The organism is Mesorhizobium sp. L48C026A00, assembly GCF_000502375.1.
In the GTDB taxonomy this organism is placed as follows: Bacteria; Pseudomonadota; Alphaproteobacteria; order Rhizobiales; family Rhizobiaceae; genus Mesorhizobium; species Mesorhizobium muleiense.
The window spans coordinates 30059-48107 of the sequence record NZ_AYWU01000024.1 but is presented as its reverse complement, the minus strand read 5'-3'; the positions used below and the strand labels follow the sequence as shown (position 1 = coordinate 48107).

Sequence of the window (18049 nt, the reverse complement as noted above, 5' to 3'; positions counted from 1 at the left end):
CTCACGAGCGTCCTCCCTGGCGGGAGCCGAGCAGGCGTCCGAGCACCGTGTCGAGCACGCTGCCTGATTTCCCGCTTCGCCGCGCAAACAGGCCGGCGATGCCGTTGGGCAGGAACAGCACCACCAGGATGATGGCGGCGCCGAGAATGGCGATATAGAAGGCGGTATCGCCATAGTACATCCAGATAAGCCGGTTGACGAAGAACAGCGCGACGCCGCCAATGGCCGGCCCCCACAGGCTGCCGAGCCCGCCGAGCAGGACCATGACGACCATCTGGTCGGTGATGTCGCCGCCGAACACGCTCTTTGGATTGATGAAGGTCACCCAGTAGGCGAAAATACTGCCGAACACGGAGGCGACGACGGCGCTGAGCATGAAGGTCTGCAACTTGACCAGCGAGGCGTTGATGCCCATGGCTTCGGCCGCCGGTTCGTGATCCCGTAAGGCCTTGACCTTCAAGCCGAAGCGGGAGCGCTCGAACAGCGACCAGGTGAGGAAATAGGTCAGGACGGCGGCCGCGAGCATGGCGAAGTAGAAGAAGCGCTCGTTGAGGAAGGGAGGCAGGCCGATACCGCCGGTTCCGCCGGTGAAATCGACGACGGTGGCGAACTGCATGAGCACTTCGGCGAAGGCCCAGGTGGCGATGGCGAAATAAGCGCCGCGCAGCCGCAATGTCGGCGCGCCGATGACGACCGCAAACAGGGCTGTGACGATCATGCCGATGGGAATGGTGGCGAGGAACGGCACAGCGAAATCCGCGCCCATCAGGATGGCGGTGGCGTAGGCGCCGATGCCGAAGAAGGCCGAATGGCCGAAATTGATGTAGCCGGCATAGCCGCCTAGCATGTTCCAGGAACAGGCGAGCCCCGCCCACATCAGCGCGCCGGTGGCGATGCGCAGCCAGTAATTGTTGACCAGCACCGGCAGCAACGCCAGCACGACGAGGATGACGACGAGGAGAAGCGGGCCGGCCCAACGATTTTTCATGGTCTGGGCCATCTCACAGTCCGCGCCGCAGGATGCCGCGCGGGGAAATCAACAGGACAAGGAAGAGCGTTGCGAAGATCGCGAGATGCGAGTAGCTGGCTCCGCCATAAGTCGCGACAAAGGCTTCGATGACGCCCAGAAGCAGGGCCGCCACAAGCGCGCCGCCCAGCGAGCCCAGCCCTGCCAGCACGGCGACGAAGAAGGCGAACAGCGTATAGCGCAGGCCGATCTCCGGATTGACCGAATAGATGCCTCCCATCAGAACGCCCGACATCGCCGTGATCCCCGCGTAGAGCCCGTAAACATTGGCGCTGAGACGCCGGATGTTGACCCCCATCAAGGCGGCGTTCTGGCGATTTTCGGCCGTCGCCCGGATCGCCAGCCCGTAGCGCGTGCGAAAGAGAAAGAAAAACAGCCCGCCGGCGATGAGTAGCGCGAACGCCGCCGCCGCCACCCGGATCAGGGGCACCGTAACCGGGCCGATCATGATGCTGTGACCGCTAAGCGCCGTCGGCACGCTATGCGTATTGAAACCCCAGACGGTCAGCATTCCGCCGCGCAGCAAGGTGAAGATGCCGAAGGTCAGCGCAAGCGCCATCAGTTCGGGTCGCGCCGTGCGGCTGTTTCGAACATTGTAGATCATCGGCCCCATGAGATAGCCGATCGCGCCGAACAGGACGAAGGCCATCGGCATGGCGAGGAACCCGTCAATGCCGAGGAAAGCCGCCATGTAATAGGCGAAGTAGCCGCCGAGAACGACCCATGCCCCGACCGCGAAGTCGATGACATGGAGAACGCCGAAGGTCAGTTGGAAGGCGATCGAAAACGTGGCGATGACGCCGCCTATCAGCAGGCCGTTGAGCAGCGTTTGAAGAAAAAGATCCAATGGCAAACCTGTCCGTCAGTCCAAGAAGTCCGCAACATGCTTTTGGCACGAGTGCGAATGACGCCCGCAGTATAAAGCCCAACCTACAGCCGGCCTTTGGAAGAGCCGGCCGACATCATGCTGCCCGCGGCTTAGAATGTGAGGGGGCGACGGCGAATAGCGACTCCGCCCGGCCTCAGATCGCGATTATTTCCAGGCCGGCAACGGGTAGATGAACTCGGCCGCGGCCGCTTCCTTCGGGCCGACAGCGACGGTCTTTCCATCCTGGATCTGGATCATGACTGGCACCGGCTGGATGTTGTCGTGATAGTGGTCGCCTTCCTTCTCGAACTTGATCGGTCCGTAGAAAGTCGTGATGTCGGTGTCGGCGATGGCGTCCTTGAGGGCGACGCGGTCCTCGGGGGTGAGCGAAGGCTTCTTGCCCAGTCGCTTGGCGGCGTCGGCGAAGACGAGGCCGCTGGCCGAGCAGGCGGCTTCCGTGTAGTCGGGCTCATGGCCGAACTTTGCCTGGGCCCGCGCGACATAGTCCTGTGCGGTGCCGAACAGGTCGTCGTTGTAGGGCACCGTAGGCAGCCATACGGCGACGCCGGAGGTGCCGTTCGCATCGGCGCCGAGCGCTTCGGCGAAGGCCGGATTGGTCACGCCGTAATGCATGATCAAGGCCTTCGGCCGATAATTCAGCGATTTCGACGTCTTGATCACATTTATCAGCGGCTCTTCATGCCCGCCCACCGCGACGATGTCAGGGTTGAGGGCGGCGATTTTGGACATTACGGGGGTGAGATCGCCGGAAGCTGGAACGAGCTCGTAGGCGACGACTTCGAGCCCCGCTTCCTTGGCGCCGCGCTGGAAGCCTTCGCCGGTCTCCTTCGAAAAGGGTTCGTTGACGCCGATCACCGCGATCGTCTTCGCCTTCGGGTTTGACAGCGCCACCAGCACGCCCAGCGACTGGCCGGATGTCGTGTCGACGGAAGGGATGATGCCGAAATTGAATTCGGGCTTGGCCAACCAGACATTGGGCGACTCGGCCGAGCCCGAAATCATCGGCACCTGGTATTTCTGGCAGATCGGCTGAACGGCGATTGTCGAGCCACTGGTGTAGGGGCCGAGCAGGAAATCGACCTCGTTCTGCACGATCAGCCGTTCGGCGGCGTCGGCGCCGGTGGCCGGATTGCTCTGGTCGTCGCCATAGAACATCTCGACCATGAAACGCTCGCCGCCGACCTCGACGCCGCCCTTCTCGTTGGCCGCTTCGGCCCAGAGATCGTAACCGTTCTTGGTCAAATTGCCGCCCGAAATATTCTCGCCCGACAGAGACGTGATGACGCCGGCCTTGAAAGTCGCCGCCTGGGCGCGCGCGGTCCGCACGAACGGCATCGAAATCGTGCCGCTGGCAAGCGCCAGGGCGCTGCCGCCGAGAAACGTGCGTCGAGAAAAGCTTACGTCCTTCTTTGGCATGATGGTCCTCCCGCATTCGTTCCTAAAGTTGCAGGATATGTCCGCACACCGCACAAATCTACTGGAAACGCTCGCTGCAGCTCTCTGAAAATCCATAGTTGCAGCGCACCACAGCACTTCGTGCTGGTCGTCCATGTGGCGACCCGCGCGACAGAAGCCATGTTCGGCCCTCCCTTTCCAATGCCGCTGAGCTTTTCGCCCGTCCGGTCATGGATTTCCGTGACCTCCGGCGTCAGAGTGTCATTGCAAATCAGCCATCCGTACAGCGGCCGGATTTCGATCTTGCTCGGTCCCGGCATGGGATTGGGGCAGCGCTTCACCCAGGCGACCGCCTCGTCCATGTCCTTAAAATCCCAGAGTCAGAAGCCGGCGACAACTCGCGGGTCTCGGCCAACTGCCGTCTCGACCATTTGCGAATAGCACCCATGGCATCAAAAGAGGGCCTCCTTCCTTCCGCTAGTCCGCCCCGTCGGTTTTTGCCCGCTCGATAAATTTCCCCGCGACCGCTTTACCGAGCGCGGCGCCGGCCCGGTTGTCCATTTCATAGTGGATGCCTGCCCAGACGCGGGAATCACCCGCCTCTTTGCCAACCGCCCGGATGAACTCTGCATGGCCGGGAAACAGGTACGCCAGGACCTCGCATCGGGCTGTCGAGAGCGCGGAGTGGTTCGACGGATAACTGGGATGAGCTGGCACCGCGAACAGGGGGGTGATGCTCGCGTCAAGCATGTTGGGCCGCAGATACCAATAGGCGTACTTCCCGTCGTTGCTTGCAATGAAGGCGTCGTAATAGACCGTTGCGAGCATAGCGTAAGCCCGCGCGGCACGCGGCGGGTTCGTATCCGTCTTGTCCTCGAACATCCACTTGCTAGCATAGTCATACCAGTCGGTGAACAGGCCGGATGGGCTTTGCCAGTAGAACGCTTTGTAGCTGTTAGGGAATTTTCGTTCAGACTGTCGGATTGCATCCATCTCGGCCTTTACGGCCGGGGACTGGCAGTCGGGCGGCGCCGGCGGCCTGAATTCATCGGGTGCAGCCAGCACGATCGGCTTCCAGTTTGGCATGTTTGCATTGGCGGGTTTGGTCCCGACCCACATGCACGGCCCGGTCGGAACAGTGCCGCTCCACGCTGCATCGGAGCCATCGGCCTTTGCCCGCGCAATCACCTGCTCTGCGACCCTGCGCCCCAACTCCAGGCCGGCGGAAGAATCGCTTGGGAACTGGACACCGGCAAGGACACGCGACTGTGCCGCTTCTTCGGCCATTGCCTTGAACGACGATGTCTCTTCGGGAAAGAAATAAGCAAGAACGGTCGCGGCAGCTCCGGCGGCTGCGGCATGCTCGGATGGATAGGAGGGACTCCGCGGCGGCGGCAGCGCAGTCGCCAGTGTCGCGTCCGCCTCGCTCGGGCGCGGCCGATTGTAGAAGTACTTCGCGTCCCAGGCAGCAATGGTGGCGTCGTACATCGCCATCGTCAAATAGGAGTAGACGCGGTGCGCATTTGGAATCTGCTGGTTTTCGAGAAGGCGATTGTTGACCAGATCGATCCATCGGTACCCAGGCGAGCCGGCGTCCCAGAAGGTGATTTTGTCGGCGGCAGCCGGATCCTTTTGTGCCAAGAGATCCCGCATCTGTGCCAATTCGGCTGCTGCGGCGGAGGCGTCAGGCGGCGGCGGGACTCGGAAGTCCTCGCCAGACGTGATTACCCACGTCTTCCACGTTCCAGCCTCTGGTTCTATCAAATCCGATTGGGCGAAAGCGCAGTTCCCTGAAAAAAGTATTACCGCACAGGCCTTGCCGAAACCGCTAAGCATGCGAGCCTCCCATAGGTTGCCCCCGCCAAAGACGGAAGGTTTTCCGTTTTCAAACCTTTATTTTAGCGAAATCTAATTATACCGCGAGACGCTGCCGACTAAAAGGATAAAAGCTAGAGCCCGGCAGCGTCGTTCTCAGTCGACCTGCCGCCCGGCGCCAATTCCAACCGGCAGGAGAAGCGCGAAGCGGTGGTGGGCGGTCGGTGCTTGTTTGCCCGCGATGGCCATCTCCTCCAACAAGAGGGAGATCGGCAGTCGAGCCTTGGCGCTCATCGTGCAACGCTGGTGATTGGCGAAGGCGCCGATGACAGCCAATCTCCCCCCTTGAGGGGGAGATGCCCGGCAGGGCAGAGGGGGGCGGTTCGACCGGGCGCGGCCTCCTCTCTTGCGACAGTGGAGGTTGGCGCATTACGCTAGACGACCCCCTCTGGCCTGCCGGCTTTCGTCGTTCGGAAAGCCAAGCAATTGGCTTTCCGTCCGCTGCGCGGACCACTCCTCAACCCCCAACAAGGGGGGAGATCGGCAGCTTCAGCCTCGGCGCCCCTGACCGCCTGACTCCACCTGCTGCTCGGCCGCAACCAGCATCTCGACAAACCTCGTCACCTTGGGCGGCCGAAAACGTGCGGCGGGGTAGACCGTGTAGATGCCTCCGGAGGGCAGCCGCCACTCGGGCAGGATGTGGACGAGCCGGCCTGCGGCCAGCTCTTCCCGAACCAAAAAGTCCGGCAACACCGACAGGCCGGCGCCGGCGCGGACGGCCGCCAGCACTGCCGGCGTCGCGTCGATGGCGATCGTTGCCTGCATGCGCACGGTCTGCTCGTTGTCGCCGCGCGAAAATTGCCAGAGCAGCGGTTCGCGCAGCGCCATGTTGGCGACGAAGGGCAGCCCGGCCAAGTCTTGCGGTTCGCCGGCCCTGAAGCGCCCGGCGAACTCGGCGCCGCACACCATGAATTGCCCAAATGTGCCGATGCGTCGTGCCTGCAGGCTGGAATCGGCCAGCCAGCCGACGCGGATCGCCACGTCCATTCCACCGGACGCCAGGTCGATAGTGTCGTCGCCCAGCGTCAGCTCCACCCGGCAGGCGGGATAACGCGTGCTGAAGGCGGCGACCACCGGCACAACCGCCGAGGTGCCGTAATCGTTGGACGCCGCGATGCGCAGCGTGCCGGTCGGCTCGGCGGCGGCCTGCGCGAGCTCGTCGAAGGCATCCTCGGCCTGCTGCAGAACTTGGAGGCAGCGGGCATGGAATGTCCGGCCGGCCTCGGTCGCATGGACGCGCCGCGTCGTGCGGATCAGCAGCGTCGTTCCGACATCGCGCTCCAGCCGCGCCACCTGCTGACTGACGACCGCCTTGGTGATGCCCAGCCGCTCGGCAGCCCGCGTGAACGAGCCGGCGTCGACCACCGCGGCGAAATAGGCCAGCCGGTTCAGGTTCATGCGTGGTTCATGGCAGGGGCGATCCTATTGTCAGGCAATGGCATACATTACGTCTATTTTGTTGGCCTTCAATACGCATTCCGTCTTTGCCATCTTCCGGACATCGAGGCTGCGTGGGGGAGAAGCGCCCGCCTCGCCCGAATTCCGCATCTCCCAGGAGAGATCCATGTTCACACGGAGAGCCATCATGAAAACCACCCTCGCCGCCGGCGCCGCTGCCGTCTTCGCTCCCGCCGGGCTTGGCCATGCGGCTGGCGGGCTTTCCTGGAAACATTTTCCGGCTGGCGAAAACGGCTTCTTTCGCGCCCCGGTGCTGATCACCGGCGCCTCCGAGGCGCTGCTGATCGACGGCGGTTTCACCTATTCCGACGGCCAGGCCGTGGCCGACGCGATCAAGGCGACCGGCAAGACACTCACCACCATCTATGTCAGCCAGTCCGACCCGGACTATTATTTCGGCCTCAAGCCGATCAAGGAGGGTTTTCCGCAGGCACGGGTGATCGCCGCTGCCGAGACGGTGGCCGCCATCAACGGCAGCGTCGACAAGAAAATCGCCGTCTGGGGGCCGCAGCTCAAGGAGAATGGCCCGCAGGCGCTCGCCGATGTCGTCATCCCCGAAGTCTTCGACGGCAAGAGGCTCACCGTCGATGGCGAGACCATCGAGATCGTCGATGCCGAAGGCCTTGCCAATCGGCGCTATCTCTCGGTGCCGTCGCTGAATGCGGTGTTCGGCGGGGTGATGATTTTTTCGGGCGTGCATGTCTGGACCGCCGACACGTCGGGCAAGGAACAGCGCGCCGCCTGGCTGGCCAATCTCGAAAAGATTGTTGCCGCCAAGCCTGAAATCGTCGTGCCCGGCCACATGACGCCGCAGGCCGCCACCGACCTTTCGGGCGTCGAGCACACCAAAACCTATCTCATCGCCTTCGAGGAAGAACTGGCCAAGGCCAAGGACGCGGCCGCGCTCAAGACCGCCATGGAGGCCCGCTTCCCCGGCCTCGGCATGGGCGTTGCGCTCGACATCGGCTCCAAGGTCGCCACCGGCGAGATGAAGTGGGGCTGAGGTACGACCTTGGTTCCTCGCCCCCCACCGAAAGGCATGGCCTGCCGGCCAGAACTTGGGTTCCTCGCCCCGCGAAGCGGGGGGAGAGGTGGCCGCGAAGCGGCCGGAGAGGGGTCTTTCTTTGCAGGCGCAGTCCCCTCTCCGTCTCGGCTTCGCCGAGCCACCTCTCCCCACTTTCGTGGGGGCGAGGAACCCAAGCTGGAACGAGGCCGCTCAGCCCCCTCACCCGATATTCTGAATCCGCCCCCAAATGCTCTTGGTTCCCCAGATGCCGGAGCGATGCGCCTCGAGCCGAACGATCTGGCTGTGGTCGACGAACAGGTTGATCTCGCGGCGCGCGATGCGATCCGCGCAAATTGGCTGGGAACCCCTTGGGGTCACCGGGTGTTGGCACGCAGGAGATTCGAGAGCGATGCCGCAGATCGCGAACAACGCCGCCGCAGGATCTGAACGGTCCGTCCGAAGCAGCGCAAAGCTGTTCCTGTGCGGCGACGTGATGCTCGGGCGCGGCATCGATCAGGTCCTCGCCAGTCCCGGCGATCCGCACCTTGGCGAGCGCTTTGTCAAATCGGCGACGACCTATGTCGAGCTTGCCGAACGCGTCAATGGCCCGATCCCGAGAAAGGTCGACGAGGCGTATGTCTGGGGCGATGCGCTTAACGAATTGGGTCGTGAAGCGCCCGATGCGCGGATCATCAATCTCGAGACCAGCATCACCACCAGCCTGTCCTTGGCGCCCAAGGGGATCAATTACAAGATGAACCCGGCAAACATCGGCTGCCTGGCGGCGGCACGGATAAACTGCTGCGTGCTCGCCAACAACCATGTGCTCGACTGGGATGAGCCTGGCCTCGTCGAGACCCTCGATACGCTGCGGCTTGCCGGCCTCGCCTATGCCGGGGCCGGGCTTGACGCCGACGAGGCGGCGGCGCCTGCCGTCATTGAACCGGCCGGCGGGGGCCGCGTGCTGGTCTTCGGCTTCGCGCTCGAGTCGAGCGGCGTTCCAACTTCATGGGCAGCCGGAGCTTACAAGCCAGGCATCAATTTGCTGGCGGATCTCTCGGCCCGGTCGCTCGAGCAGATCGCCCGATCCGTGCAAGCCATAAAACAGCCTGGCGACCTCGCGGTGGCCTCGATCCACTGGGGCGGCAACTGGGGCTACCAGGTCCCGGCGGAAGACCGCGCACTTGCCCATGCTCTCATCGATGTTGCAGGTTTCGATGTCGTGCATGGGCACTCCTCCCACCATCCCAAGCCGATCGAAATCCATCACGGCCGGTTGATCCTCTACGGATGCGGCGACTTCCTCACCGACTATGAGGGAATCACCGGCAATGAAACGTTTCGTGGTGAGCTTGCGCTGATGTACCTGCCGCGGCTCGCCATACCGGACGGTACGCTTGTTTCGCTCGAGCTGGTGCCGTTCCAGCTCGCCAGGTTCCGGCTAAACCGCGCCCTGCGCGAAGATGCCGCCTGGCTCGCAGCCATGCTTGAGCGCGAGTGCTCATCTTTCGGCACGCATGTGGCGCTCGCGGACGACAATCGTCTCACCGTCGTCTGGTGAAGCCGGCAACCTGCGATCAGCAGCCAGCCGCTCTAGCGTTCAAGCCGCTCAGGCCGTCCTCGGCCAAGCGCACCGTCGGCGCGGGCCTGCAGGTAGGCGTAGATGTCGTCGATGTAAGGAGCGACGTTGGGGTCGTCGGCGAAGCCCTTCATCACCGAAGGGCCGCTGCGCACACCGTCGCGAACGTTGCGCCGAAAGACCTCGAGATCGGGCAGCCGGTCGACAAGGGCCGAGGCGAAGGTCGAGCCCATGCCGTCGGGACCATGGCAGTGATTGCAGCTGCCATGATAGCGACGGAAGCCGTTATAGGTCCGCGCATCGACCTTGCCGCCGACAATTTCGTAGAACTTGCCCGGGGCCAGCTCAGCCTGGGCGCCGAAGCCGGCGCCGACGGTAAAGACGACAACACACAGGACGAGCCATGCAGACGTCGTCTGTCGCCGACGTTGCAGGCTCATCCAGCGCCGCCGCAAGGCACCCGCCTCTGAATCACCAACCTTGGATCGCCTCACTCGACCTTGGATCAGTCAACGGCGAGCTTCGGGGAAGATACCACGATTCCGTCTATAGCCTGCGGACTGACGACGAGCTTGCCGCCGACACGCGATATCTCGATGATCTGGTCCGACTCTCCCAGCTTGCCCGGCACGGAGACCGCGACTATCTGGTTCTCGGTCAGTGTCGCCACGAAACGCACGGGCAAGCCAGCCTCGCCCTGCGCGATCGTGGTGACCACCCGATAGCCGTCCTCCTGCGGCGTGTAATAGACGACACCAAGGAAACCGGCGAGATCGATGCTTTCGGCCTTCATGGCTCCAAGCTCGCCGGCATGCGCGGGCATCGCCGCGATGCAAAGTGCTGCAAAAGCAATGTACTTGTACATAATGCTGCTCCATTCCGAATTGTCCGGGTCGAGCCCGGCTCAAGGTTTCAGCAATAGACGGTCGCGCCGTGATAATCGGCGCACGCAGGCAGAATTCTGGATTAGTCCCCCCGGCTGCATCACAGTGGCGAAGGTCCGCGAGCCGAGAACGCGCTGAACCCACTGGTTGTCACAGTTAAGTGTGACCTTATCTTCTGGGGCGAGAGTATTTCACCGCCCGGGTGCTTGCGCATCCCCTGTTTGGGGGAGATAATCGGAATTTAAGCGATCGCTAAAGTTGGAGAAGCGAGAGCACCTGTGAGAGGGCGCGGCTTTCCGCCCGCATCGGACGCGCTGTCGACATGCGAGGGGGCCGTCGATGGCCAAGGCATTGTCGCATCATGAGCTGTCGAAGCTGATCGGCTCGATCTACGATTGCGCACTCGACCCGGAGCGATGGGAGCACGCGCTTGCCGGAATCAGGGATGCGCTCGACGCCCAGACTGCGGTCCTGCAGCTTGACGACCTCGCCAACGACCGGCTGCTGATCTACAGGACCGTGGGCATAGAGCCGTACTGGCTGGAGCAACAGGCGAAATATATCCCCGAGATCCACGCCCGGCTGCTCGAGGATCTCTCGACATGGCCTTCGCTCGATATGCCGCATGTGGTCTCACGCCATATCCCTCAAACCTACCTGGAGACCTCCCGGTATTTTCAGGAGTGCCTGAAGCCGCAAGGCCTGGTCGACGTCATGTCGTTCTTCCTGATCCACACCCCTACCCGCCTTGCCGGCTTCGCCGTTGCTCGGCATAAGCGGCAAGGCATTATCACCGAGCGCGAAATCAAGCTTGGCAGACTGTTGCAGCCGCATGTGCGCCGTTCGGTGATAATCAGCAACATGCTGGACATCGGTACTGTCGAGCGCGCAGGAATGGCCGAGGCACTCGATGCGCTCACATGCGCCGTGGTCCTCACCAATGAACGTGGCGCCGTCCTGCACGCCAACCGCTCGGCCAAGCACATGCTGCGGAGCGGCGGCCCGATCCAGGATGTCCGGGGCATTCTGCAAGCGAAGATCCCGTCGGCTTCCAGGGAACTTCACAGCGCCATCATGCTTGCGGCTCAGGATGAGGTCAGCATCGGCAAGACAGGGCTTGCCGTCCTCCTCAGCGAATCCGGCCTGCCGCCCGTCTTCGCCCGCGTGCTGCCGATGGCCGGCGGCGACCTGCGCGCCGACATGGAACCCGCGGCGGTAGCCGCGGTGTTCATCGGCAATGCACCGGACGAGCATGACGCCGCCGGAATGCTGGCGAGAGCCTTTGGGCTTACGCTGGCCGAAACCCGCGTGCTCGCCAGCCTTGTCGCCGGGCACACCTTGGCCGAGACCGCCGCCAGCCTTCACATTGCCAACGCGACCGCCAAGACGCATCTCGACAATATCTTCCAGAAGACCGGCGCCTCCCGCCAGGCCGATCTGATGCGCCTCGTCATGCAGATCGTTCCGCCCGCCTGGCAGCCTGGTCCCTGAACCACACTCGTTCACCGCTTTGGATACAGGTATCCAACGCCGCGGATGGTCTTGATCAGTTCTGGCTTGGCAGTCAGTGCGTTTCTAATGTTCAGCGCTTGCGCTTGTTTCGATGAGGCAACCGAGCATCAGGCTTTCCGCGCCACGCCCCCCACCTGCTTGGTGCGCCTGCTCGTGTCGACCTTGGCCCGCATCTCCACCGCCTTCTCGATCTCCCGCTTCAGCTCGTCTTTGATATCAGCCGTTTCGGCCATCAAGGCGTCGATTTTCATGAAATCGAGCACGCGGTATTTCGACACCGCCGGCCTGACCAGTATGTCCGGCTGGCATTGCCTCAGCTTGGCGGCGATGATCGACTGCATCATCAATTGCGTGGCACCGAACATCAGGTCGACGGAGGTCGGGTATTTGCGCCCGCCTTTGGCCGGCGCGCCAACGACGTCGACGGCGATGATGATGTCGGCGTCGTCCTCGATCAGGTCGAACGGCACCGGATTGTAGATGCCGCCGTCGATCAGCAGCCTGCCGTCGCGCATCACCGGGCGAAATACCGCGGGAATAGCCGCCGAGGCGGCAAGCGCTGAATGCAGGTCGCCGTCGCTCAGCACGGCGAGCTTATGGCCGAAGAAATCCGTGGCCGTCACCTTCAGCGGTATTTTCAGATCGGCGAAGCTTTCGGGTATGGCGTCGGGCATGAATGCCTTGAGGATGCGCTCGACATTGAACTGGGTGACACCCAGCCCGCCCTGCAGCGCCTCGGCAAAGGTGCCTGGCCGCGCCCGCCACATGCGCGCCGCCACCTCGGCGCGGCGGCCGAGGATCGAGCGCATGTAGTGGTGAATGTCGCTGCCGGCCATGCCCGAAGCCATGCCGGCGCCCATGATGGCGCCGATCGATGAGCCTGATATGGCGACCGGCCTTATACCCAGCTCGTCCAGCACCTCGATGACATGGATATGCGCCAGCCCGCGCGCGCCGCCGCCGCCGAAGGCGATGCCGAAGCTCGGGCTCATCCCCTGCCCCCCATTTGGGCTCATTCCTCCTTGGCCTCGCCGTGCTTCGGCCCGACGACCATGATGGCCGGCTCGGCGGAAAGCAGCTTTTTCGCCGCCGCCTTGACCTGATCCAGCGTCACCGCGTCGATGAGGGCGGCGCGGCGCTGCATATAGTCGCTGCCGAGCTTGTCGAGCTGCAGCTCGAGCAGCGTCGCGGCGATGGCGCCGGAGGAGTTCAGATTGTTGATGGCGTAGGCGCCGATCAAGTATTTCTTGGTCGCCGCCAGTTCCGCTTCGGTCGGCCCTTCCTGGGCCATGCGCTTCACCACCTCGCGCACCACAGCCAAAGTCTCGGCCGCCCGGTCCGCGCGGGTCGCCGTGGTGATGGCCAGGGCGTCGGCGTGCTGGTGGTCGACCAGGTCGGAACTGACGCTGTAGGCCAGGCCGCGTTTTTCACGCACCTCTTCGAACAGCCGCGAGGTGAAGGCGCTGCCGCCGAGGATCTCGTTCATCAGAACCGCGGCGAAGAAATCCGGCGCACTCCGCTCGACGCCGGGATAGGCGAGTTGCAGCGACGTCTGGGGCTGGTCGTAATTGACCTCGAGCTGCTGGTTGAGTTTCGGATCGACATCGGCGACGGGCGCGAGCGCCTGATGCTGCGGCAGGCCGCCGAAGACCATATCGAGCTTTTTCTTCAACGTCTCGGCATCGATGGCACCGACCACCGCCACATGCAGGCCATCACGAGCGAAATTCGCCTTGTGAAAGGCGATGAGATTGTCCGGCGTGATGGTGGCGATGCTTTGCCTGGTGCCCTCTTCGGGCCGCGCATAGGGATGGGTGCCGTATAGTGCCTCCAGCCATTTGCGCTGGGCGAGTGTGTCCGGGTCAAGCTCGTTGGCGATGATGCCGGACAGCACTTGCGCGCGAATGCGGTCGATTGGCGCCTGGTCGAAACGCGGCTCGGTGACCGCCAGCCGCAACAGGTCGAACGCCGCGTCGCGCTGCTCGGCAAGCATGCGCATCGAGCCATAGATGCCGTCGCGCGCCGCTTCGAAGCTCATCTCGGCGCCGACGTCGTCGAGCTTGATCTGGAAGGACTCGCTGTCGAGATTGCCGGCGCCCTCGTCGAACAGGCCGCTCATCAGATTGGCAAGGCCCACCTTTCCAGCGGGATCCTGCGTCGTGCCGCCGTCGAAGGCGAAGCGGATGGCGACGAGCGGCACGGAATAGTCCTCCACCAGCCAGGCGGTGATGCCCTTTGACGACGTCACCTCCTGGATGCTCATGGCCGCACGAGCGGAAAGCGCCGGCAGGACGAGGAAGACGAGGGAGAGGAGCAGGGTGACTAAAGGGATGGCAATACGCTTCGGCGCAATCGCTTCGGATAAATGGTAGCTTCCGACTGATTTTCGAGACGAATAGCTGTCGGAGTCAGCGCCGCCCCTCATCGCCCTGCCGGGCACTTCTCCCCGTATAGTGACGGGGAGAAGGGGCTGGCCGCAATGCCCGCGCCCTTCTTCCGAACGCTGGTGATTGGCGAAACTGTCGATGACAGCGCCCCTCTCCCCGTCACTATACGGGGAGAGGATGCCGGCAGGCAGGTGAGGGGCAGCGCNGATGACAGCGCCCCTCTCCCCGTCACTATACGGGGAGAGGATGCCGGCAGGCAGGTGAGGGGCAGCGCAAACGCTCAAGCTCGTCATCACATCAATTCCCTGCCTGTGTCTGCGGCAAGAGATAGCCTGATGTCGAATGGTTGAGATTGAGATAGCGCGCCGCAACCTGCCTGACTTCGTCGGCGGTGACCTTGCGGATGCGGCCCGGCCATTCCTCTACATCCCTGACGTTGCCGCCGGTGGCGAGCGTCGCGCCGTAGATGTTGGCCATCGAATCCTGCTTGTCGCGGGCAAAGATCATCGAGCGGACGAAACGATCCTTGGCCTTCTCCAGCTCGCCCGATGTGACGCCCTCGCTGGCGATGCGGGCGACCTCGGCCTCGACCGCCGCCTGGACATCGGCCAGCTTGGCGTCGCCGCGCGGCGCGCCATAGACGGTGAAGGTGGTAGCATCGAGCATGGTGCCCTGGAAAAAGGCGCCGGCCTCGGCGGCAATGCCTTGCTTGACGACAAGCTGCTGGTACAGCCGGCTGCGGCTGCCGCCGCCGAGGATCTCCGCCAGCAGGTCCAGCGCTTCCGCTTCGCCCGGCTTCGCAGTGTGATAGGAGGGAACCACCCATTGCGTCGAAAAATTCGGCACGCTGACACGCGCGTCAGCGAGCGTCACCGTGCGCCTGGTGTTCTGTTCGGGTTCGACCGGACGGATGCGCGGCGGCAGGTCTGGACCACGCGCGACCTTGCCATAGGTCTTTTCGGCCAGCGCCTTGACCGCCTGCGGCTCGACGTCGCCGGCCACCACCAGCACGGCGTTGTTGGGCGTATAATATTTGTCGTAGAAAGCCTTGGCGTCGGCGCGGTTCAGCTTCTCCATCTCCTGCATCCAGCCGATCACCGGAATGCGATAGGGCTGGTTCTGCCAGAGCGTGGCGTCGACCTCCTCGCCGAGCACTGCCTGCGGATTGCTGTCGATGCGCGAGCGGCGTTCCTCGAGGATGACGTCGCGCTCGGTGGCGATGACGTCGTCGTTGAGGATGAGGTTGCGCATGCGATCGGCCTCGAAATCCATCATCTGCTCGAGCGCCTGCGGCACCACCGTCTCGTAAAAGGCGGTGTAGTCATAGGAGGTGAAAGCGTTGTTCGAACCGCCGATGGCGGAGACGGCGCGGTCGAACGCGCCGGCCGCATGGTTGGTCGTCGCCTTGAACATCAGATGCTCGAAGAAATGGGCGATGCCGGACTTGCCCGGCGGCTCATCGGCGCTGCCGAACTTGTACCACACCATATGAGTGACGATCGGCGCGCGGCGATCGGGGATGACAACGACCTCCATGCCGTTGTCGAGCAGGAAATTCGTCACCTTGCCGTCGTCCGGCTTGTTGTCGGCCAGAACCGGCCCGGTCATCACAAGAGCCAGCGCAAAAAGCGTACCGCGCAGCCAATCAGCCTGAGATGTCATCGATGACTCCGGTTGTCATGGGGTGGGACGATAGGCGGGGGTGTTGCCACAGGTAAATTGATTTGTTCGTCATTTTGAAGGCGCTGCGCTCCCTTCATCCAACCTCGATAAAGCGGATAACCGTCTCGCCATAGCTGCGCTCGTCGACAACCGAAAAGCCCGGCCCTGCCTCGAACGGCGCCGCTGCCGCCTCCTCGACGACGCAGAGCGCGCCGGGGGCGAGCCAGCCGCCGGCCTTGGCCGAGCGCAAGGCACGCTCGCCCAGGCCCTTGCCATAGGGCGGGTCGGCGAACACCAGGCCGAACGCGGCCATCGTGCCCGCCTCGCCCAGAGCCGTAGCGTCGCGACGGAATATCTTGGTACGCCCGGTGAGGCTGAAGGCCTCGACATTGGTGCGGATCAGGCCGCGCCCTTCCGCCGATTCTTCGATGAAGACGCCATAAGATGCGCCGCGCGACAGCGCCTCGAGGCCGAACGCGCCGGTGCCGGCGAACAGGTCGAGCACCCGCGCGCCGACCAGCCTATCGGGGAAACGATGCGCCAGCACGTTGAAGACAGCCTCGCGGGTGCGGTCGGTGGTCGGGCGGATGGCGCTTGAGCGGGGCGTCGCCAGCGGACGCCCGCGAAACTCACCGCCGACGATCCGCATTGCCTCCCCTGGATCCCTTGGGGCCGCTGCGCGGCCGGTCGCCGCCTGTGCCGCCATCATTTGGGCGTTCGCCACGCGGCTTGCCGAACGGCTTTGCGCCTCCGGGTTTTCCCCCTCCACGGGCGGGCTTGCCGTAAGACGGCTTGAACGAGGCCTTGCGTTCCTTGGCTTCGGCCGCCCTGGCGGCATCGGCGTCCGCCCTGCCCTTGCCGATCGGCCGCGCGCCGGGCGCCATCCAGACATTGGCCTTGCGCTGGCCCGGCGGCTCGATCGGGCGCTGCTCGCGTTCGGACTTTTTCCCGCCGCCCGGTTTGCCGCCGAAGCCGCCCGGCCCGCTACGTTCAGATTTGGGGCCGCGATCGACAAAGCCGCCGCGTTCGGGTCCGCTGCGTTCAGATTTGGGGCCACGCTCACCAAAGCTCTTTTCCGGCCCGAAGCTTCTGCCGGGACTTGTCGACAGCTTGCCCAGCGCCTCGTCGCGGCTGCCTTCGCGGCGCTTGCGGTTCTTGATCAATCCGCCTTCGCCGATCGGACGGCGTTCGCCATCGCGGGTGAATTTCGGCCGCTCAGGTTCCTCTTCCCGCACCGCTTCGCGCCGCACCGGCCTGTTGGAAAACGGCTTGGTGATGTCAGCGTCGAAATTGGCGCCGGACTCCTCGACCAGGCGTTCGCCGAGCTGGTCGCGCAGCACCCGGCCCTTGATCTCCAGCACATGGCCCTCGGGCAGGTCGTCGAGCTGGAACGGTCCGTAGGAAATGCGGATCAGTCGCGTTACGTCGAGACCAAGCGAGCCCAGTATGTTCCTGACCTCGCGGTTCTTGCCTTCGCGCAGGCCAAGCGTCAGCCAGGCGTTAGTGCCTTGCTCACGGTCGAGCGTCGCCTCGATGGCGCCATAGAAGACGCCGTCGACGGCGATGCCTTCGCGCAAGCCGGCGAGCGCACTTTCCTCGACCTTGCCGTGGACGCGCACGCGGTAGCGCCTGAGCCAGCCGGTCGCCGGCAGTTCGAGCACGCGCGCCAGCCCGCCGTCATTGGTGAGCAGCAGCAGGCCTTCGGTGTTGATATCGAGCCGGCCGATGGTCATCAGCCGCGGCAGGTCGGCCGGCAGCACGTCGAAGACGGTCTTGCGGCCCTCGGGATCACGATTGGTGGTGACGACGCCGGCCGGCTTGTGGAACAGGAACAGCCGGGTGCGCTCGATCGGCGGGATCTCCATGCCGTCGAGATGGATGATGTCGCCAGGCATCACATTGAAGGCCGGCGAGGACAGCACCCTTCCATTGACCTTGACGCGGCCGGCCGCGATCAGCTCCTCGGCATCGCGACGCGAGGCAAGACCGGCGCGGGCCAGCCGCTTGGCAATGCGCTCACCAGCCTCTTCCGTCGCTTCGGCGGGACGCGGGCGCGGTTTGAAGCCGCCCGATGCCCCTTGGGGCCGATCACCGGCAAAATCGCGCTTGGGCCGATCGCCGAAGTCGCGTTTTGGGCGATCGCTGAAGTCTCCCTTGGGAAGGTCGAAGCGCCTTTCGCTGCGCTCGCCTTCGGCAGCCGCCGGCCGGTCGCCGCGCGGCGCGTATGGCTTGCGCGGCCCCTCGCGCTTTTCATAAGGCTTGCCTTCCGGACGCGGCCCCTTGCTGAACGGCCGGTCGCCGCTTTTGAAGTCGCGCTTCGGCCGCTCGCCGTCAGCCGCCATCGGCCGGTCGCCGCGCGGCGCGTACGGTTTTCG

General features: G+C 63.9%; 16 protein-coding genes. 3 read left to right on the top strand and 13 right to left on the bottom strand.

The window, feature by feature from the left end; genetic code table 11:
* Window position 1 precedes the first annotated feature (1 nt).
* From X738_RS71995 to X738_RS71975, 6 genes are all read right to left on the bottom strand, one after another.
* Window positions 2–1000 carry a branched-chain amino acid ABC transporter permease gene (locus X738_RS71995; RefSeq protein WP_023802283.1) on the bottom strand — a complete coding sequence of 333 codons (999 nt, stop codon included), beginning with the start codon at window positions 998–1000 and terminating at the stop codon, window positions 2–4.
* A gap of 1 nt (window position 1001) precedes the next feature.
* Window positions 1002–1874 carry a branched-chain amino acid ABC transporter permease gene (locus X738_RS71990; RefSeq protein ID WP_023802282.1) on the bottom strand — a complete coding sequence of 291 codons (873 nt, stop codon included), beginning with the start codon at window positions 1872–1874 and terminating at the stop codon, window positions 1002–1004.
* Between the two features lie 186 nt (window positions 1875–2060).
* Window positions 2061–3332, bottom strand: a complete 1272-nt coding sequence (locus X738_RS0143320; protein WP_031256212.1) for an amino acid ABC transporter substrate-binding protein — start codon at window positions 3330–3332, stop codon at window positions 2061–2063.
* Between the two features lie 456 nt (window positions 3333–3788).
* Window positions 3789–5147, bottom strand: a complete 1359-nt coding sequence (locus X738_RS71985) for a phosphatase PAP2 family protein (RefSeq protein WP_245277790.1) — start codon at window positions 5145–5147, stop codon at window positions 3789–3791.
* 135 nt (window positions 5148–5282) lie between these two features.
* Window positions 5283–5462, bottom strand: coding sequence for a hypothetical protein (locus X738_RS71980; RefSeq protein ID WP_023802280.1), 180 nt, complete (start codon window positions 5460–5462; stop codon window positions 5283–5285).
* A gap of 213 nt (window positions 5463–5675) precedes the next feature.
* Window positions 5676–6584: a LysR family transcriptional regulator gene (locus X738_RS71975; protein ID WP_023802279.1), complete on the bottom strand. Its 909-nt coding sequence runs from the start codon at window positions 6582–6584 to the stop codon at window positions 5676–5678.
* 166 nt (window positions 6585–6750) lie between these two features.
* Between X738_RS71975 and X738_RS71970 the strand changes: the two genes are divergently transcribed.
* Together X738_RS71970 and X738_RS71965 are read left to right on the top strand one after the other, a co-directional pair.
* Window positions 6751–7647 carry an MBL fold metallo-hydrolase gene (locus X738_RS71970; RefSeq protein ID WP_031256208.1) on the top strand — a complete coding sequence of 299 codons (897 nt, stop codon included), beginning with the start codon at window positions 6751–6753 and terminating at the stop codon, window positions 7645–7647.
* Window positions 7648–8059: 412 nt separating this feature from the next.
* On the top strand, window positions 8060–9211 hold the full coding sequence (locus X738_RS71965; protein WP_031256206.1) for a CapA family protein: 1152 nt from the start codon (window positions 8060–8062) through the stop codon (window positions 9209–9211).
* A gap of 32 nt (window positions 9212–9243) precedes the next feature.
* Here X738_RS71965 and X738_RS71960 read toward each other — a convergent pair whose 3' ends face one another.
* Both X738_RS71960 and X738_RS71955 read right to left on the bottom strand, forming a co-directional pair.
* The gene (locus tag X738_RS71960; RefSeq protein ID WP_023802275.1) at window positions 9244–9669 is read right to left on the bottom strand and encodes a c-type cytochrome; all 426 of its coding nucleotides are present in this window, start codon (window positions 9667–9669) and stop codon (window positions 9244–9246) included.
* Window positions 9670–9734: 65 nt separating this feature from the next.
* Window positions 9735–10094: a hypothetical protein gene (locus tag X738_RS71955; RefSeq protein ID WP_023802274.1), complete on the bottom strand. Its 360-nt coding sequence runs from the start codon at window positions 10092–10094 to the stop codon at window positions 9735–9737.
* Window positions 10095–10452: 358 nt separating this feature from the next.
* Between X738_RS71955 and X738_RS71950 the strand changes: the two genes are divergently transcribed.
* Complete coding sequence (locus X738_RS71950) at window positions 10453–11604, top strand: helix-turn-helix transcriptional regulator (RefSeq protein ID WP_023802273.1); 1152 nt, start codon at window positions 10453–10455, stop codon at window positions 11602–11604.
* A 128-nt stretch (window positions 11605–11732) separates the two neighbouring features.
* Here X738_RS71950 and X738_RS71945 read toward each other — a convergent pair whose 3' ends face one another.
* The 5 genes from X738_RS71945 to X738_RS0143310 form a co-directional block, all read right to left on the bottom strand.
* A complete protein-coding gene (locus tag X738_RS71945) occupies window positions 11733–12617 on the bottom strand; it encodes a patatin-like phospholipase family protein (protein ID WP_023802272.1) in 885 nt (294 codons plus the stop codon).
* Between the two features lie 20 nt (window positions 12618–12637).
* On the bottom strand, window positions 12638–13978 hold the full coding sequence (locus X738_RS71940) for a M16 family metallopeptidase (protein ID WP_245277792.1): 1341 nt from the start codon (window positions 13976–13978) through the stop codon (window positions 12638–12640).
* A gap of 331 nt (window positions 13979–14309) precedes the next feature.
* Window positions 14310–15674, bottom strand: coding sequence for a M16 family metallopeptidase (locus X738_RS71935; protein WP_023802270.1), 1365 nt, complete (start codon window positions 15672–15674; stop codon window positions 14310–14312).
* 94 nt (window positions 15675–15768) lie between these two features.
* Window positions 15769–16323 carry a 16S rRNA (guanine(966)-N(2))-methyltransferase RsmD gene (rsmD, locus tag X738_RS71930; RefSeq protein ID WP_023802269.1) on the bottom strand — a complete coding sequence of 185 codons (555 nt, stop codon included), beginning with the start codon at window positions 16321–16323 and terminating at the stop codon, window positions 15769–15771.
* Window positions 16304–18016, bottom strand: coding sequence for a pseudouridine synthase (locus X738_RS0143310; protein WP_245277789.1), 1713 nt, complete (start codon window positions 18014–18016; stop codon window positions 16304–16306). Before X738_RS0143310 ends, rsmD begins: the two co-directional genes overlap by 20 nt.
* Window positions 18017–18049: the final 33 nt, after the last annotated feature.

What these genes read in the sequence shown, in the direction of transcription:
- X738_RS71995 (WP_023802283.1), bottom strand. Translation starts at nt 1,000, where the DNA reads ATGGCCCAGACCATGAAAAATCGTTGGGCCGGCCCGCTTCTCCTCGTC.
- X738_RS0143320 (WP_031256212.1), bottom strand. Translation starts at nt 3,332, where the DNA reads ATGCCAAAGAAGGACGTAAGCTTTTCTCGACGCACGTTTCTCGGCGGC.
- X738_RS71985 (WP_245277790.1), bottom strand. Translation starts at nt 5,147, where the DNA reads ATGCTTAGCGGTTTCGGCAAGGCCTGTGCGGTAATACTTTTTTCAGGG.
- X738_RS71975 (WP_023802279.1), bottom strand. Translation starts at nt 6,584, where the DNA reads ATGAACCTGAACCGGCTGGCCTATTTCGCCGCGGTGGTCGACGCCGGC.
- X738_RS71970 (WP_031256208.1), top strand. Translation starts at nt 6,751, where the DNA reads ATGTTCACACGGAGAGCCATCATGAAAACCACCCTCGCCGCCGGCGCC.
- X738_RS71965 (WP_031256206.1), top strand. Translation starts at nt 8,060, where the DNA reads ATGCCGCAGATCGCGAACAACGCCGCCGCAGGATCTGAACGGTCCGTC.
- X738_RS71960 (WP_023802275.1), bottom strand. Translation starts at nt 9,669, where the DNA reads ATGAGCCTGCAACGTCGGCGACAGACGACGTCTGCATGGCTCGTCCTG.
- X738_RS71955 (WP_023802274.1), bottom strand. Translation starts at nt 10,094, where the DNA reads ATGTACAAGTACATTGCTTTTGCAGCACTTTGCATCGCGGCGATGCCC.
- X738_RS71950 (WP_023802273.1), top strand. Translation starts at nt 10,453, where the DNA reads ATGGCCAAGGCATTGTCGCATCATGAGCTGTCGAAGCTGATCGGCTCG.
- X738_RS71945 (WP_023802272.1), bottom strand. Translation starts at nt 12,617, where the DNA reads ATGAGCCCGAGCTTCGGCATCGCCTTCGGCGGCGGCGGCGCGCGCGGG.
- X738_RS71935 (WP_023802270.1), bottom strand. Translation starts at nt 15,674, where the DNA reads ATGACATCTCAGGCTGATTGGCTGCGCGGTACGCTTTTTGCGCTGGCT.
- rsmD (WP_023802269.1), bottom strand. Translation starts at nt 16,323, where the DNA reads ATGCGGATCGTCGGCGGTGAGTTTCGCGGGCGTCCGCTGGCGACGCCC.
- X738_RS0143310 (WP_245277789.1), bottom strand. Translation starts at nt 18,016, where the DNA reads ATGGCGGCTGACGGCGAGCGGCCGAAGCGCGACTTCAAAAGCGGCGAC.